The organism is Vitreimonas flagellata, from assembly GCF_004634425.1.
Lineage (GTDB): Bacteria > Pseudomonadota > Alphaproteobacteria > Caulobacterales > Aquidulcibacteraceae > Vitreimonas > Vitreimonas flagellata.
In genome coordinates, this window is sequence record NZ_SBJL01000001.1 from 494,611 (window position 1) to 508,239 (window position 13,629).

The 13,629-nt window shown below is 63.2% G+C and carries 18 protein-coding genes; 16 read left to right on the plus strand and 2 right to left on the minus strand.

Annotation, left to right across the window (positions count from 1 at the left end):
- Position 1: 1 nt before the first annotated feature.
- The 4 genes from EPJ54_RS02460 to EPJ54_RS02475 all read left to right on the plus strand — a co-directional run bounded on the left by EPJ54_RS02460 (position 2) and on the right by EPJ54_RS02475 (position 3,430).
- Positions 2-415, plus strand: coding sequence for a hypothetical protein (locus tag EPJ54_RS02460; protein WP_135210081.1), 414 nt, complete (start codon positions 2-4; stop codon positions 413-415).
- Between the two features lie 9 nt (positions 416-424).
- On the plus strand, positions 425-1,504 hold the full coding sequence (gene prfA, locus EPJ54_RS02465) for a peptide chain release factor 1 (protein WP_135210082.1): 1,080 nt from the start codon (positions 425-427) through the stop codon (positions 1,502-1,504).
- Positions 1,501-2,352: a peptide chain release factor N(5)-glutamine methyltransferase gene (gene prmC / locus EPJ54_RS02470; RefSeq protein WP_135210083.1), complete on the plus strand. Its 852-nt coding sequence runs from the start codon at positions 1,501-1,503 to the stop codon at positions 2,350-2,352. The genes prfA and prmC overlap by 4 nt, the downstream gene beginning before the upstream one ends.
- A gap of 280 nt (positions 2,353-2,632) precedes the next feature.
- On the plus strand, positions 2,633-3,430 hold the full coding sequence (locus tag EPJ54_RS02475) for a DUF4167 domain-containing protein (RefSeq protein ID WP_135210084.1): 798 nt from the start codon (positions 2,633-2,635) through the stop codon (positions 3,428-3,430).
- Positions 3,431-3,488: 58 nt separating this feature from the next.
- On the opposite strand, the gene EPJ54_RS02480 is transcribed toward EPJ54_RS02475, so the two are convergent.
- On the minus strand, positions 3,489-4,175 hold the full coding sequence (locus tag EPJ54_RS02480) for an alpha/beta hydrolase (protein WP_135210085.1): 687 nt from the start codon (positions 4,173-4,175) through the stop codon (positions 3,489-3,491).
- Between the two features lie 180 nt (positions 4,176-4,355).
- On the opposite strand from EPJ54_RS02480, the gene EPJ54_RS02485 reads away from it, so the two are divergent.
- The 12 genes from EPJ54_RS02485 to EPJ54_RS02540 are packed head-to-tail and all read left to right on the plus strand — an operon-like array spanning position 4,356 to position 12,835.
- Positions 4,356-4,799, plus strand: coding sequence for an Rrf2 family transcriptional regulator (locus tag EPJ54_RS02485; protein ID WP_135210086.1), 444 nt, complete (start codon positions 4,356-4,358; stop codon positions 4,797-4,799).
- A gap of 2 nt (positions 4,800-4,801) precedes the next feature.
- Entirely contained in the window at positions 4,802-5,929 is a 1,128-nt protein-coding gene (locus tag EPJ54_RS02490; RefSeq protein ID WP_239590727.1) for a cysteine desulfurase family protein, read from the plus strand.
- Positions 5,929-7,416 carry a Fe-S cluster assembly protein SufB gene (gene sufB, locus EPJ54_RS02495; RefSeq protein ID WP_135210087.1) on the plus strand — a complete coding sequence of 496 codons (1,488 nt, stop codon included), beginning with the start codon at positions 5,929-5,931 and terminating at the stop codon, positions 7,414-7,416. The genes EPJ54_RS02490 and sufB overlap by 1 nt, the downstream gene beginning before the upstream one ends.
- A complete protein-coding gene (locus tag EPJ54_RS02500; RefSeq protein WP_135210088.1) occupies positions 7,416-7,916 on the plus strand; it encodes a hypothetical protein in 501 nt (166 codons plus the stop codon). The genes sufB and EPJ54_RS02500 overlap by 1 nt, the downstream gene beginning before the upstream one ends.
- Entirely contained in the window at positions 7,913-8,593 is a 681-nt protein-coding gene (locus tag EPJ54_RS02505) for an FG-GAP repeat domain-containing protein (RefSeq protein ID WP_135210089.1), read from the plus strand. The genes EPJ54_RS02500 and EPJ54_RS02505 overlap by 4 nt, the downstream gene beginning before the upstream one ends.
- A complete protein-coding gene (locus EPJ54_RS02510) occupies positions 8,590-8,892 on the plus strand; it encodes a hypothetical protein (RefSeq protein WP_135210090.1) in 303 nt (100 codons plus the stop codon). Before EPJ54_RS02505 ends, EPJ54_RS02510 begins: the two co-directional genes overlap by 4 nt.
- Positions 8,885-9,634, plus strand: coding sequence for a Fe-S cluster assembly ATPase SufC (gene sufC / locus EPJ54_RS02515; RefSeq protein WP_135210091.1), 750 nt, complete (start codon positions 8,885-8,887; stop codon positions 9,632-9,634). The genes EPJ54_RS02510 and sufC overlap by 8 nt, the downstream gene beginning before the upstream one ends.
- Positions 9,631-10,506: a SufB/SufD family protein gene (locus EPJ54_RS02520; RefSeq protein ID WP_135210092.1), complete on the plus strand. Its 876-nt coding sequence runs from the start codon at positions 9,631-9,633 to the stop codon at positions 10,504-10,506. Before sufC ends, EPJ54_RS02520 begins: the two co-directional genes overlap by 4 nt.
- Complete coding sequence (locus EPJ54_RS02525) at positions 10,503-11,735, plus strand: aminotransferase class V-fold PLP-dependent enzyme (RefSeq protein WP_239590728.1); 1,233 nt, start codon at positions 10,503-10,505, stop codon at positions 11,733-11,735. Before EPJ54_RS02520 ends, EPJ54_RS02525 begins: the two co-directional genes overlap by 4 nt.
- 4 nt (positions 11,736-11,739) lie before the next feature.
- Entirely contained in the window at positions 11,740-12,087 is a 348-nt protein-coding gene (locus EPJ54_RS02530; protein ID WP_135210093.1) for an SUF system Fe-S cluster assembly protein, read from the plus strand.
- A 4-nt stretch (positions 12,088-12,091) separates the two neighbouring features.
- A complete protein-coding gene (locus EPJ54_RS02535) occupies positions 12,092-12,454 on the plus strand; it encodes a HesB/IscA family protein (RefSeq protein WP_135210094.1) in 363 nt (120 codons plus the stop codon).
- Between the two features lie 6 nt (positions 12,455-12,460).
- Positions 12,461-12,835: a TfoX/Sxy family protein gene (locus EPJ54_RS02540; RefSeq protein ID WP_135210095.1), complete on the plus strand. Its 375-nt coding sequence runs from the start codon at positions 12,461-12,463 to the stop codon at positions 12,833-12,835.
- Here EPJ54_RS02540 and EPJ54_RS02545 read toward each other — a convergent pair.
- Entirely contained in the window at positions 12,832-13,620 is a 789-nt protein-coding gene (locus EPJ54_RS02545) for an enoyl-CoA hydratase/isomerase (RefSeq protein ID WP_135210096.1), read from the minus strand. The genes EPJ54_RS02540 and EPJ54_RS02545 overlap by 4 nt on opposite strands.
- Positions 13,621-13,629 lie beyond the last annotated feature (9 nt).

Genomic DNA, 13,629 nt, shown 5'->3' on the forward strand with positions numbered 1-13,629 from the left:
GATGCTGCAGCGCCACCTGCAGGATACGTACGAATATTTGTTCGATACAGCGCATAATGCGCTGAAGGCGGGCGGCTCATTCGCGCCGTTCGGCGCCGGCATTCGCAAGACTGGCGAGCAAATCCATACCAATGTCGATCTGCCGATCGAGAAGTCCGCGCCGTCAGATCACATCTCCGGCCTCATTGCGGGCTTCCGTAAGGATGAGGAAGAGAATGGCCTGATCGCCGCCGGCCTCGTGTTCGACGGGCGCGCCCGCAGCGATGATGCGGCGGCACTCTGCTTCCATATCGAAGCGGCCAACGGCAGCGCGGTTGAGGTGATCGTGCCGTACCAGCGCGCCGAAGGCGCGATCGCTTTCGCGGAACCACAAATCACGGCGGTGCACGCCGAAATTTTCACCGACGTGATGTAGCTCAGTTCAATGTCTGATTATGCGCGTTTGGAACGCCGCCTCGATCAGGCGGTCGACCGCTTCGAGCGTATCGAGGCGCGTCTAGGTGCTGCCACCGACGGCGCCGAGATCGTCAAGCTGGGCCAAGAACACGCCGAGCTCAAGCCGCTGATCGAAGCTATCGCGGCCGTGAAGGCCAAGCGCAAGGAATTTGCCGACCTTGAAGAGATGGCCAAGGACGGCGGTGATCTCGCCGACGTCGTGGCTGAAGAGCTCAACGCCGTGCGCGAAGCGTTGCCGGAGCTGGAGCGCGCGGCGCTGCTTCTGCTCGCGCCGAAGGACAAGGACGAAAGCGCCTCCGCCGTGCTCGAGATTCGCGCCGGCACGGGCGGCGAAGAAGCCGCGCTCTTCGCCGGCGATTTGCTGCGCATGTATCAGCGCTACGCCAGCCGCCGTGGTTGGCGCTTCGAGCTTGAGGACATTTCCGACACCGGTATTGGCGGCGTGAAAGAAGCCGTCGCCAGCGTCACCGGCAAAGGCGTATTCGGCCGTTTGCGCTTTGAGAGCGGTGTGCATCGTGTGCAGCGCGTGCCGGAAACCGAAGCCGGCGGGCGCATCCACACCTCAGCCGCGACCGTCGCCGTGTTGCCGCAGCCAGAGGGCGACATCGATATCGTCATCGACGATAAAGACCTTCGCATCGATACGATGCGCTCGTCGGGCGCTGGCGGTCAGCACGTGAACAAAACCGATTCCGCCGTCCGCATCACGCACTTGCCCACAGGCATCGTCGTCATCAGCCAATTGAAGTCGCAGCATCAAAACCGCGCGCAGGGCATGATGATGTTGAAAACGAAACTCTACGACCGCGAACGTGAAATGCGCGACGCCACGCGTGCGGCCGAACGCAAAGGCCAAATCGGTTCGGGCGATCGCTCTGAGCGCATCCGCACCTACAATTTTCCGCAAGGCCGTGTGACCGACCATCGGATCAATCTGACGCTCTACAATTTGCCCGAAGTGATCGAAGGCGCGCTTGATCCCATTCTCGATGCGCTCGCCGCCGAGCATCAGGCGCAGAAGCTCGCAGCGCTGGAGGGCGACGAATGAGCGAAACGCTGGTCTCACTCTGGACCGACGCGCGCCGTCGCCTTGAAGCGGCCGGCGTAGATTCGCCCGTCATCGATGCGCGTTTGTTGCTCGAAGCAGGCGCTGGCGTCGGTCGTGTTGATATCGTCACCGATCCGCGCCGGCCGGTGAGCGCCGCGCAAGCCGCCGCCGTCGAAGCGCTGGTGCGTCGGCGCGAAGCACGCGAGCCAATCGGGCATATCCTTGGCCACAAGGGCTTCTGGACGCTTGATTTCACCGTCAATGCCGACGTGCTCTCGCCACGGCCTGAAACTGAGCATCTCGTCGAAGTGGCGATGGAGACGCTGCCGAAAGGTTGGCCGGCGCGCATCCTTGATCTCGGCGTCGGCTCAGGCGCCATCTTGCTGTCTGTGCTTTCCGAGCGCCCGGAATCCACCGGGATCGGAATCGACACCAGCGAGGCTGCACTCGCGGTCGCCCGCGCCAACGCCCAGCGTCTCGGACTCAGCGATCGCGCGACCATACAAAGCGGCGATTGGAGCGAGGGCCTCGAAGGCCCGTTCGACCTGATCCTCTCCAACCCGCCCTATATCCCTAGCGCCGACATCGAAGGCCTCGATCCCGAGGTGGCCAAGTGGGAGCCCCGCCTGGCGCTCGATGGCGGGCCGGACGGGCTCGACCCGTACCGCCGTATCATCGCCGACCTGCCGCGCCTCCTGGCCCCCACCGGCGCGTTCGCCTTCGAGGTGGGGAAAGGGCAGGCGGAGGCGGTCCGCGCCCTGGCCGAGGCGCAAGGCTTAACCACAAGCACACCCCGTCTGGACCTTGCCGGCATCCCGCGCGTTGTCGCGGGCAAACGTGCGGCATGAGAGGCAGACACTGAAAAAGGCCTTGGAACGTTCCGGATCAGGCATTACGTTTGCTCTCGGAATCGATTGCCAGCGGGGTTCAGGGGGCTGAACCGGTAGCGATTTCAGGCAGGCGCGCAGACGCCGCAGCTTCCTCAGCAAGAGGTCAGAAAAGGACGCGGCGCGATCGCCGGGCGAGATACCCAAAGCTAGGCGAATAGCGACACAGGCGGGCGCAGGCTCATGGAGCCAGGCGCCGACAGCGATAACAACGGACCACAATAACGATGGTGCACTTTTGATGAAGCGTCAGCGAGGCCGCGGTCGTAAACCCGGCGGCGGTCATCACCACGGCGGCGGCGGTGGTGGCGGAAATTTCCATCCCAATCGGTCGATGGAGAGCAACGGCCCCGAGGGCGGAAAGGTGCGTGGCAACGCGTCTTTGATCCTGGAGCGCTATTTACAGCTTGCGCGTGACGCGGCGTCTTCGGGCGACCGCGTGCTCAGCGAAAATTATATGCAGCACGCCGATCACTATTTCCGGCTTGTGCGCCAGATGCAGCCCGCGGTGCCGGTGCAGCAAGTGAACAACGATCGCTTCGAGAACGATTACGAAAGCGATGAAGACGGCGGTGAAGCCGGCGGCGAGGGCGAAGCTCACGCAGCTGAGGGCGGCGGCGAACAGCCAGACGCAGACTTCCCGCAAGGCGAACGCCAGCAACACTTCGATCGGGGTGATCGCAGTGGCGAGCGCGGCGGAGACGGCGACTTCCGTCGTGGCCGCAACAATCGCAACCGTCGCAACCGCTTCCGCTCTGAAGGCGGTGAAGGCGGCGGCGAGCACCACGAAGGCCGCGAGCCGCGTGAAGCCCGCGAACCGCGCGAGCCTCGTGAACCACGCGAGGATGGCGGCGAAATGCGTTCAGAGCGCAGCGAAGGCGGCGAGCGTCCAGAGCGCGCCGAACGCCAAGAACGTAGCGAACGTCCGCCGCGCCGCGAGCGCCAGCCGCGCGAACCGCGCGCTGACAATGGCGGTGAGCAAGCCGGCCCGGAGGGTTTCTCCAACGGCCCGCGTCCGGCGTTCTTGCGTTCGGAATAGAGCGAGCGCCTAAGGCACAAATGAAAAGCGCGGGTCCGAAAGGCCCGCGCTTTTGCTTTTATCGCTTTGAGCTCGGCGGCCGTGGCGGCCCAGCCAAGCGGCGTTCGAGATATTCGCGCGCGTGCTTCTCGACGTCGGCCAAGTGATCCTGGCCCGGCTCGCGCCCACGGAAGAAGTGGTCGGCGCCTTCAACGATCGCGGCGTCGACCTTGATGTTCTTCTGCGTACGGATGCGGCTGATCACGCGCTCCATATCCGGCGCCGTCGTGACGCTGTCGCGCGTGCCGTAAATCATGACGCCCGACGCCGGGCAGGGCGCGAGGAATGAGAGGTCGTAATGGTTCGCCGGCGGCGCGACCGCGATGAAGCCGTCGATCTCCGGCCGGCGCATCAACAATTGCAGACCGATCCACGCGCCAAACGAATAGCCGCCCACCCAGCACTGCTCGGCGTTGGGATTCATGCTCTGCAGATAATCGAGCGCGGAGGCGGCGTCGGAAAGCTCGCCCATGCCGTTGTCGAACACGCCCTGCGAACGGCCAATGCCGCGGAAATTGAAGCGCAGAACGCCAAAGCCCTTATCGGCAAAGAGCTTATAGAGCTGGACGGTAACCCGATCCTGCATCGAACCGCCGGCGCGGGGGTGGCCGTGTAGGATGAGCGCGATCGGCGCGCCTTCCTTCGGGGGTTCCTGGTAGCGGCCTTCAACACGCCCTGCGGCGCCCGGGAAAATCACTTCTGGCATTCACGACCCCAGCCTGCAGACCCCAACGGAATCAGCGGCAAATTCTTGACCAAAATACTCAGGTATCCTAGCTATGCACTAGGACAAGGACCCGGAAGCACATCTTGGGTCCGACCCCGCAAGGGGGCGCCTTCTAGCACATGAATTTGGGGACGTGCGAGGGCGCGGGAAGGGATTGCTATGCGTTTAACCTCAAAAGGTCGGTACGCGGTCATGGCGATGGCCGATCTGGCGCTTCACGGCGGCTCCGACCGCGCCGTGCCGCTGCAGGAAGTGGCGCGCCGCCAAGAGATTTCGCTCTCCTACCTTGAGCAATTGTTCGCGCGCATGCGCAAGGCTGGCTTGGTGTCCGGCGTGCGCGGTCCGGGCGGCGGCTATCGCTTGGCCAAGGCCGCCAATGAAACGACGGTCGCGGCGATCATCGAGGCGGTGAACGAACCGATCAAAGCCACGCGCTGCGACGAAGCTTCGACAAAAAGCTGCCTCGGTCGGCAGGGCCGCTGCATCGCGCACGGCCTATGGGCCGAGATGGGCGCGCGCATTCAACACTTCCTCGCCGCGGTGACGTTGGCGGACGTGTTGGAGCAACGCTTCGACGGCGACGCACGCGTGGCCGCGGAATAGCCATGATGACGAAGACGCCGATCTATTGCGATTACAACGCCGGTGCGCCTGTGCGCGCTGAAGCGGCGGTCGCGATGTCGCGCGCGTTGGCGCAGGGCGGCAATCCGTCATCGGTGCACAGCTTCGGCCGCCGCGCAAAGGCGCTGGTGGAAGATGCGCGCGAGAAGATTGCGAACGCGGTTGAAGCGCGTGCCGAGAATGTCGTGTTCACGTCGGGCGCCACGGACGCCCTACACTTGGCGCTGACTAGCGCCGGCGCAGCTGCGCTGATCATCTCGGCCGTTGAGCACGATGCCGTCTTCGAGCACGCGACGCGCGCATTGCAAACTCAATGTATCGCACCCGTGAACGTAAATGGCGTCATCGATCTCGACGCGTTCGCGACGCTCTTGGCCGATGCGCCGAAGCCCACGTTGCTCGCGATCCAACTCGCGAACAATGAAACCGGCGTGATTCAGCCGATCGCCAAGATCGCAACACTCGCACGCGAACACGGTGCGCTTCTGTTGGTGGACGCCGCCCAGGGTCTGGGCCGCATTCCCCTCAGCATCGCCGATCTCGACGCCACCTATCTCGTGATCTCTAGTCACAAGCTCGGCGGACCCACCGGCGCCGGCGCGCTTGTGCTTGCGCCGGGCGCGCCGTTCGTCACCACGCGCTTTGGCGGTGGGCAGGAGCGTGGTCGTCGTCCTGGTACGGAAAACAGCGCAGCACTCGTCGGCTTCGGCGTCGCCGTTGAATGGGCCGAGCGCGAACGCGCGAGTGAAGCGCCGCGCCTCGCCGCCATGCGCGATCGTTTTGAAGCTGGCTTGCCGACCGACGCCGTGATCTTCGGCAAGAGCGCGCCGCGTTTGCCGAACACCTCCAATTTCGCTTTGCCAGGTTTGGCTGCCGAAACCGCAGTTATCGCCATGGATCTGGAAGGCATCGCGATCAGCTCTGGCGCTGCATGCTCCTCCGGCAAAGTGCGCTCCAGCCGCGTGCTTGCGGCGATGGGTGCGCCGCCCGATCTCGCCAAAGCCGCGCTGCGCGTCAGCTTCGGCCATGAATCAAAGGAAACCGACGTGGACGAAGCGCTGCATGCGCTAAATAAGATCGCCGCCCGTCGCGCGCTCAAGGGAGCGGCGTGATGAGTGCTGTGAAGGAAAGCATCGACAAGGGTACGGTCGAAGCCGCGCGCGCACTCGAATCCGAGAAATACAAGCACGGCTTTGTCACTGAGCTTGAGCAGGAACTCGCGCCGCCCGGCCTTAACGAAGAGATCGTCCGCTACATCTCGGCCAAGAAAGCCGAGCCGGACTGGATGCTGCAATGGCGCCTCGAAGCCTTCCAGCGTTGGCAAACGATGGAAGAGCCGAACTGGGCGCTCGTAAATTATCCGCCAATCGACTACCAAGCCGCGCGCTATTACGCGGCGCCGAAAAGCGGCGCGAAATACAAGAGCCTCGACGACATCGATCCCGAAATTCTCGAGACCTACAAGAAACTCGGCATTCCGTTGAAGGAAGCCGAGGTGCTCCTCGGTGTCGAAGGCGCGCCGCGCGTGGCCGTGGACGCCGTATTCGACAGCGTCTCCGTGGTCACCACCTTCAAAGATGAACTTGCCAAGGCTGGCGTCATCTTCTGCCCGATGAGCGAAGCGGTGCGCGAGCATCCGGAACTGGTTAAGAAGTATCTGGGCTCGGTGGTGCCGACGACCGACAATTTCTTCGCCACCTTGAACAGCGCCGTCTTCTCCGACGGCTCGTTCGTCTATGTGCCGCCCGGTGTGCGCTGCCCGATGGAGCTCAGCACCTATTTCCGCATGAACGCGGAAGGCACTGGCCAGTTCGAGCGCACGCTGATCATCGCCGACAAGGGCGCTTACGTCTCGTATCTTGAAGGCTGCACCGCACCGATGCGCGATGAAAACCAGCTGCACGCCGCCGTGGTCGAACTCGTCGCGATGGACGACGCCGAGATCAAATATTCCACCGTACAGAATTGGTGGCCGGGCGATTCAGACGGCAAAGGCGGCATCTACAATTTCGTCACCAAGCGTGGCGATTGCCGCGGCCCACGCTCCAAGATCAGCTGGACGCAAGTGGAGACTGGCTCCGCGATCACCTGGAAATATCCAAGCTGCATTCTGCGCGGCGACGACAGCGTCGGCGAGTTCTATTCGATTGCCGTTACCAACGGCCGCCAACAAGCCGACACCGGCACCAAGATGGTGCACCTAGGCCGGAACACGCGCTCGCGCATCATCTCCAAAGGTATCAGCGCCGGGCGCTCGTCCAACGCCTATCGCGGGCTTGTCAGCGCACACGCCAAAGCCAAAGGCGCGCGCAATTTCACGCAATGCGACTCGCTGCTGATCGGCGATCAATGCGCCGCGCACACGGTGCCCTATGTCGAGACGCGCACGCCCGACGCGCAATTCGAGCACGAAGCGACGACGACGAAACTCTCGGACGATCAGCTCTTCTACCTCCGCGCGCGCGGTATTCCGGAGGAGGAGGCTGTCGCGCTGCTCGTGAACGGTTTCGTCCGCGATGTGCTGCAAAAGCTGCCGATGGAATTCGCGGTTGAGGCACAGAAGCTGCTGGAAGTGAGCCTTGAGGGGAGCGTGGGCTGATGCGGGTGCGTGATTTGGCTTTGGCGCTGTGTGTGCTGGCGCTCGCCGCGTGCGGTCAGCCGACACAAGATGAGGCTGGCTATGAAACCGGCTCCAGCGCACCGATCCTTGATGCTGAAAACGATGCTGATCAGAGCGTCGAACTCGAACCAGTCGATCCACTGTTGGTCGCCGCGCCGCCTGAAGATTTCGTTGCTATCGAGCCGAGCGAAGTCGGTGTCTTCGGTGCGCCAACGATCATGGATTCCATCCACGACCTGGTATCCGGCGAAGCGCTGGAAGGCGAAGCGTCCGTCAGCCTCACCATCCGCGAGGAGGGCGACATCGCAGTCGTCGATATCGTGCGCGACAATATCCCGGAGGATTCCGTCGCCGCCGGCCACGTCCGCGTCGAGTTTCGCCGCGAGCCAGAAGGCTGGTTCCCGACCAACGCCTATCGCCGCTGGATGTGCCGCCGTGGCTCACACGCCAATCAATGGAGTAAGGAGCTGTGCGAATGATGCGCGCACTGGTCCTGACGATCGCTCTCGCCGCCTGTGCGCAGAATGCGCCAGTGGAGACGACGCAAGCCTGCGCCGATCTTGAATTCACCGGCGAATACGTGGAGCAGAGCTGCACCATCGTGGCCAACGATGAGACATTGCTCGTGCGCTACTCGCCAGTCACCGCAGGCGCGGCAGGTGGCGCAGTGTCCGTCGATGTGCTCGGCGAGAACGGCGCCGTGCTGCAAACCATGCTGGAAAGCGACGTCTCCCAATATCTGCCGCCGAGCGTGCAGGACGTGGACGGCGACGGTCGCGGCGACATCTTGCTCGCCCGTGAACGCGGCAACGTGAATACGGCGAGCGGCGTCTGGATCTTTAACGGCGACGCTGGCGCCTATCGCCGCGTCGGCGAGATCAGCGGCGTCGAAATCGCCAACACCGCCGACGGCTACGTCGCCGTGCCCGCGCGTTCGAGCGCTGCCGCCTGGAACGTCGCCTTCTACCAACTCGACGCGGATGGCTTGCATATGCTGGCCAGCGTCAATGTGGAGGGCGAAGAGCTTGCCGGCGGCCAAATCCGCTCGACCTGCTCGCTGCTCGATGCGCCCGGCATTGCCCGCATCAATCTCGGCGCCGCCGAGGCCGAAGCCAAATTCTGCGCCGAACCGGCCGCTCAGGTGTTTGCGCAATGACGAAGGCCAAAGCCAAACAATATTGGTTTGCCCGCCGCTTTCCGATCGGCAATCCACGCTCTGGTCTCGCGCCGGTGCACTGGAAAGGCTGGATGTGCAGCCTCATCTTCGTCGGGGTGATGCTCCTCGGCGCAGGTTTCTTTGCCTATTTCGCGATGCGCGATGAATTCCCGCATGGCGTGGCCATCTTTGCCGTTCTGGCCATCGTCGGCGGCGGCTGGTTCATCCTCGTATCGCAAGCGAACGCGGATCGCATTCATACGGTCGAAGACTACAAAAGAGAGAAGACGCGTGTTTGAAGTGAAAGATCTGCACGTCGATGTCGGCGGCGCCGAGATCATTAAGGGGCTCACGCTGAGCGTCCCGGCCGGGCAAACGCACGCCATCATGGGCCCGAACGGCGCCGGCAAATCCACGCTCGCTTACGCGCTCTCTGGCCGCGATGGCTACGAGGTGAAGAGCGGCACGGCCACGCTGGACGGTGCGGACTTGCTCGCGTTGGAGCCGGAAGAACGCGCCGCGGCCGGTCTCTTCCTCTCGTTCCAGTATCCAGTCGAAATCCCCGGCCTCTCGGTGATCGCGTTCCTTAAGGCCGCGCTCAACGCGCAGCGCAAGGCCAAGGGTCTCGACCCAATGCCTGCGCCGGAGCTGCTGAAGCTGATGCGCGCGAAGGCCGAGGCGTTGAAGATCGACCAGGAGATGCTCAAGCGGCCGCTGAATGTCGGCTTTTCCGGCGGCGAAAAGAAGCGCTTCGAGGCGCTGCAAATGGCGGTGCTGCAGCCGCGCTTTGCCATTCTGGATGAAACCGATTCCGGCCTCGACATCGATGCGCTGCGCATCGTCTCGGAGAATGTGAACGCACTGCGCGCGCCCGATCGCGGCTTGCTTGTGATCACGCACTATCAGCGCCTGCTCGACTACATCAAACCCGATCGCGTCCACGTGCTCGCACGCGGCCGCATCGTCGACAGCGGCGGCCCGGAGCTGGCGCTCACATTGGAGCGCGAAGGCTACGACAAATATCTGAAGGCAGCGGCGTGAGCGTGGCTGCGCTGCTCCCCACGCGCCGCGTTGAGGCGTGGAAATATTCCGACCTGCGCGCGGCGCTGGGCCACCAACAACTCGTGCTGCGCGAAGGCCGCGACATCATCGAGCAATTGGCGCCAGGAACGCAGCGCCTCGACGTGCCTGCCGGCGAAGAACGGCTGGTCGTTGAACGCATGGACGACGCCAGCCATCTCGACGCACGGGCCTTCGAGTTCTCGGTATCGGAAGGCGCGACATTGACCCGCGTCTTGATCCAATCGGGCGCAGCGACACCGCTTGCCATTGCGCGCGTGCGGTTGGCGAAACGCGCGACCTTGCGCCAGTTCATACTCGCCGAAGGCGGGAAACTCGCTCGGCTTGAGACGCACGTCGACGTCGAAGGCGAGAGCGCTCATGTCGAACTGAATGGCGTCTATATGACGGGCGCTGGTCGTCACGCCGATCTTACCTCAATCATCAATCACCACGTGGCCAATTGCGAAACGCGCCAGCTGATCAAAGGCGTCGCGCACAAAGGCGGACGCGGCGTGTTTCAGGGCAAGATTGTCGTCGCCAAGGGCGCGCAGAAGACGGACGCGCGCCAGTATCATCACGGCATGTTGCTGCAAGAGGGCGCAGAGATCTTCGCCAAGCCGGAACTCATGATCCATGCCGACGACGTGCAATGCGCGCATGGCAACACCGCTGGCGGCCTCGATGAACGTGCGCTCTTCTACATGCGCTCGCGCGGCGTGCCCGAAATGGAAGCGCGCGCGCTGTTGATTGAGAGTTTTCTGGTGGAAGCGATTCCAACCGGGTTGCCGGAAGAGTTGCACAACGAATTGGTCGATCGCATCCGCGCCTGGCTCGCTGGAGGCGCTACATGAACGCACCAATGATCAAACGCCCGTTCAACATTGACGCAATCCGTGCCGAATTCCCGATCCTCGCTCGGGAAATAAACGGCCGGCCGCTCGTCTATCTCGACAACGCCGCCAGCGCGCAGAAGCCGGAAGCGGTGATTGAAGCGATGGCGGCCGCTATGCGCGGTTCGTACGCCAACGTTCATCGCGGCTTGCACGCGCTCGCCAACGAAACCACGGAAGCGTTCGAAGCAGCGCGCGCGGCGATCGCGCGCCTGCTCAATGCGCCGAGCCCGCAGAACATCGTCTTCACCAAGAGCGGCACGCATGCGATCAACATCGTCGCCGCTGGGCTAGATATCGAAGCCGGCGATGAGATCATCGTCTCCGTCATGGAGCACCACGCCAACATCGTGCCGTGGCATTTCCTGCGCGAGCGCAAAGGCGCGGTGCTCAAATGGCTCGATATCGACAACGACGGCGGCATCGATCTGGCCGCACTCGACGCGCTGATCGGCCCGCGCACCAAGATGGTCGCGATCACCCATATGTCGAACGTGCTCGGCGCCAAGACGCCAGCGGCGGACATTGTCCGCGTCGCGCGCGCCAAGGGCGCGCCGGTGCTGCTCGATGGCTGCCAAGCGGTCGTGCACGGAAGCGTCGATGTGCAAGCGCTCGACGTCGATTTTTACGCGTTCACCGGCCACAAACTTTATGGCCCCACCGGCATCGGCGCGCTCTACGGCAAGATAGAGCGGCTCGAAGCGCTGCCGCCGTTCGAGGGTGGGGGCGAGATGATCGATATCGTTGAGCAGGGCCGCATCACCTACAACGAGCCGCCACATCGCTTCGAAGCCGGCACGCCGCCGATCCTTGAAGCCATTGGCCTGAAAGCGGCGATCGAATGGTGGGAAGCGCAAGACCGCGCCGCCATCGAAGCGCACGAGGCCGCACTCCGCGACCGCGCGATGGCGGGCCTACGGGAACTCAATTGGATAAAATTGCACGGCTCGGCGGCTGACAAAGGCGCCATAGTGGCTTTTTCCGTCGAGGGCGCGCACCCACATGATGTGGCGCAGATCCTCGACCGCCAGGGTGTTGCGGTGCGCGCTGGCCACCATTGCGCGCAGCCGCTCATGAAGCGTCTTGGCGTCACCGCGACCGCGCGGGCGAGTTTTGCATGCTACAATCGGCTCGAAGAGGTCGATGCGTTAATCGGAGCGCTGCACAAAGCGCGCAAGCTTCTGGGTTAGGACGATGGACGGCGAAACCTCCACCACGGCGCTGCCGCAGGCAGAATTGGACCGCATCACCGATGATCTGGTGGCGCAGTTCAAAACCGTGTTCGACCCGGAAATCCCGGTCGACATTTACGAGCTCGGCCTGATCTACAAAGTCGATATCAACGACGACGCGCATGTCGATATCGAGATGACGCTGACCGCGCCGGGCTGCCCGGTCGCTGGGGAAATGCCGGGCTGGGTAGAGTCGGCGGCGCGCAAAGTTGCTGGTGTGAAATCGGCGCGCGTGAACCTTGTGTTCGATCCGCCGTGGACGCCCGCGCGCATGAGCGACGAAGCCAAACTCGAACTGAATATGTTGTGATCCGATGAGCCGCAGACCCCGCCCCAAGATCGTAACTCTGACCGACGCCGCAGCGACGCGCGTGCAAGAGATCATCGCCAAAGGCGATAAGCCGTATCTGCGTGTCGGCGTCGTCAATGGCGGTTGCGCCGGCATGGAATACAAACTCGACTACGCCGAAGCGCCTGAGCAATTCGACGAGCTTGTTGAAGACAAAGGCGTGCGCATTCTTGTGAAGGCCGACGCTGTGCTCTTTCTGCTGGGCTCTGTGATCGATTACGAGACGACGCGGCTCGCCTCAAAATTCGTCTTCCGCAATCCGAACCAGACCGACGCCTGTGGCTGCGGGGAGAGCGTCACGATCGTGCCGGCGACGGAAGAAGCTTAAGCGCCGATGAGCGCCAGCTTCAACGATTTCGTGCGGGAGCTGTTCGCTGGCTTGGGCGAAGTCCAGATCAAGCGCATGTTTGGCGGCGCTGGCGTTTACGTTGGTGGCCTCATGTTTGCGCTGCTCGCCGACGACACGATCTACATCAAGACCGATGCCGCTCTCAAAGCCGCGCTCGCGGAAGAGGGCAGTGGTCCGTTCGTCTGGACGCCGAACAAGGGCTCACGCGCGGGCGAAAGCGTCGAGATGAGCTATTGGCGTTTGCCCGAGGCGGCGCTCGATGATCCAGAACTTGCGTCCGAATGGGCCGCAAAAGCATTGGCCGCCGCCAAGTCAAAGGCGACGGCCAAAGCCAAACCGAAGAAGAAGCGGAACGCCTAGGAGCCGGTGAATTTCGCCGGTCGCTTTTGCAGGAACGCGGTCACACCTTCGGTGAAATCGCTGTTGCGACCCATATCGCGTTGCGCCCAGCGCTCCGCCGCTAATTGTTCTTCCCAATCCTGGTCAAGAGATTGCCAGGCAAGCTTGCGGATCGCCGCCAGCGTCTTGGTCGGCCCCTCGGCAAGCTCCGTTGCCAGCTTGAGCGCCGCAGGCACTAGCTCAGCATCCGGCAGCACGCGATTGATCAAGCCCCATTCGAGCGCTTTCGCCGCGGGCAATTTCTCGCCCAGCAACATCATCTCCATCGCGCGCGCACGCCCAATCATGCGTGGGAGCTGATAGGTGGCGCCGCCATCGGGCACGAGCCCGATGCGGCGGAAGGCTTGCAGGAAATAGGCGCTTTCGCCCGCGAGGATCATGTCGCCCATCAAGGCGATTGAGCAGCCAACGCCAGCCGCTGCACCATTCACCGCCGTCACCAACGGCATCGGCAAATTGCGTAGCTGCGTCATGAAGGGGTTATAGACGTCGGTCAGCGCCATCCCGATGTCGATCTTGCCATCGTCGCCGACCGGCGGGCGATCGCCGCCGAGTTTCGCGCCCGACGAAAAGCCACGGCCTTCGCCCGTGAGCACGACAGCGCGTGCTTCGCCTTCGGCCTGCTTCACCGCTTCCGCAAGCTCCGACACCAACGCTGTGCTCGCGGCGTTCAAAGTCGCGGGATCATTCAGCGTGATGACTGCAACGCTGCCTTCGAGCGCGTATTTGACCTGGGCGTACGCCATCGCATTCCT

Excerpts from the sequence above, each read along its gene's own strand:
- EPJ54_RS02460 (WP_135210081.1), top strand. The coding sequence starts at position 2 with ATGCTGCAGCGCCACCTGCAGGATACGTACGAATATTTGTTCGATACA.
- prfA (WP_135210082.1), top strand. The coding sequence starts at position 425 with ATGTCTGATTATGCGCGTTTGGAACGCCGCCTCGATCAGGCGGTCGAC.
- prmC (WP_135210083.1), top strand. The coding sequence starts at position 1,501 with ATGAGCGAAACGCTGGTCTCACTCTGGACCGACGCGCGCCGTCGCCTT.
- EPJ54_RS02475 (WP_135210084.1), top strand. The coding sequence starts at position 2,633 with ATGAAGCGTCAGCGAGGCCGCGGTCGTAAACCCGGCGGCGGTCATCAC.
- EPJ54_RS02480 (WP_135210085.1), bottom strand. The coding sequence starts at position 4,175 with ATGCCAGAAGTGATTTTCCCGGGCGCCGCAGGGCGTGTTGAAGGCCGC.
- EPJ54_RS02485 (WP_135210086.1), top strand. The coding sequence starts at position 4,356 with ATGCGTTTAACCTCAAAAGGTCGGTACGCGGTCATGGCGATGGCCGAT.
- EPJ54_RS02490 (WP_239590727.1), top strand. The coding sequence starts at position 4,802 with ATGATGACGAAGACGCCGATCTATTGCGATTACAACGCCGGTGCGCCT.
- sufB (WP_135210087.1), top strand. The coding sequence starts at position 5,929 with ATGAGTGCTGTGAAGGAAAGCATCGACAAGGGTACGGTCGAAGCCGCG.
- EPJ54_RS02500 (WP_135210088.1), top strand. The coding sequence starts at position 7,416 with ATGCGGGTGCGTGATTTGGCTTTGGCGCTGTGTGTGCTGGCGCTCGCC.
- EPJ54_RS02505 (WP_135210089.1), top strand. The coding sequence starts at position 7,913 with ATGATGCGCGCACTGGTCCTGACGATCGCTCTCGCCGCCTGTGCGCAG.
- EPJ54_RS02510 (WP_135210090.1), top strand. The coding sequence starts at position 8,590 with ATGACGAAGGCCAAAGCCAAACAATATTGGTTTGCCCGCCGCTTTCCG.
- EPJ54_RS02525 (WP_239590728.1), top strand. The coding sequence starts at position 10,503 with ATGAACGCACCAATGATCAAACGCCCGTTCAACATTGACGCAATCCGT.
- EPJ54_RS02530 (WP_135210093.1), top strand. The coding sequence starts at position 11,740 with ATGGACGGCGAAACCTCCACCACGGCGCTGCCGCAGGCAGAATTGGAC.
- EPJ54_RS02535 (WP_135210094.1), top strand. The coding sequence starts at position 12,092 with ATGAGCCGCAGACCCCGCCCCAAGATCGTAACTCTGACCGACGCCGCA.
- EPJ54_RS02540 (WP_135210095.1), top strand. The coding sequence starts at position 12,461 with ATGAGCGCCAGCTTCAACGATTTCGTGCGGGAGCTGTTCGCTGGCTTG.
- EPJ54_RS02545 (WP_135210096.1), bottom strand. The coding sequence starts at position 13,620 with ATGGCGTACGCCCAGGTCAAATACGCGCTCGAAGGCAGCGTTGCAGTC.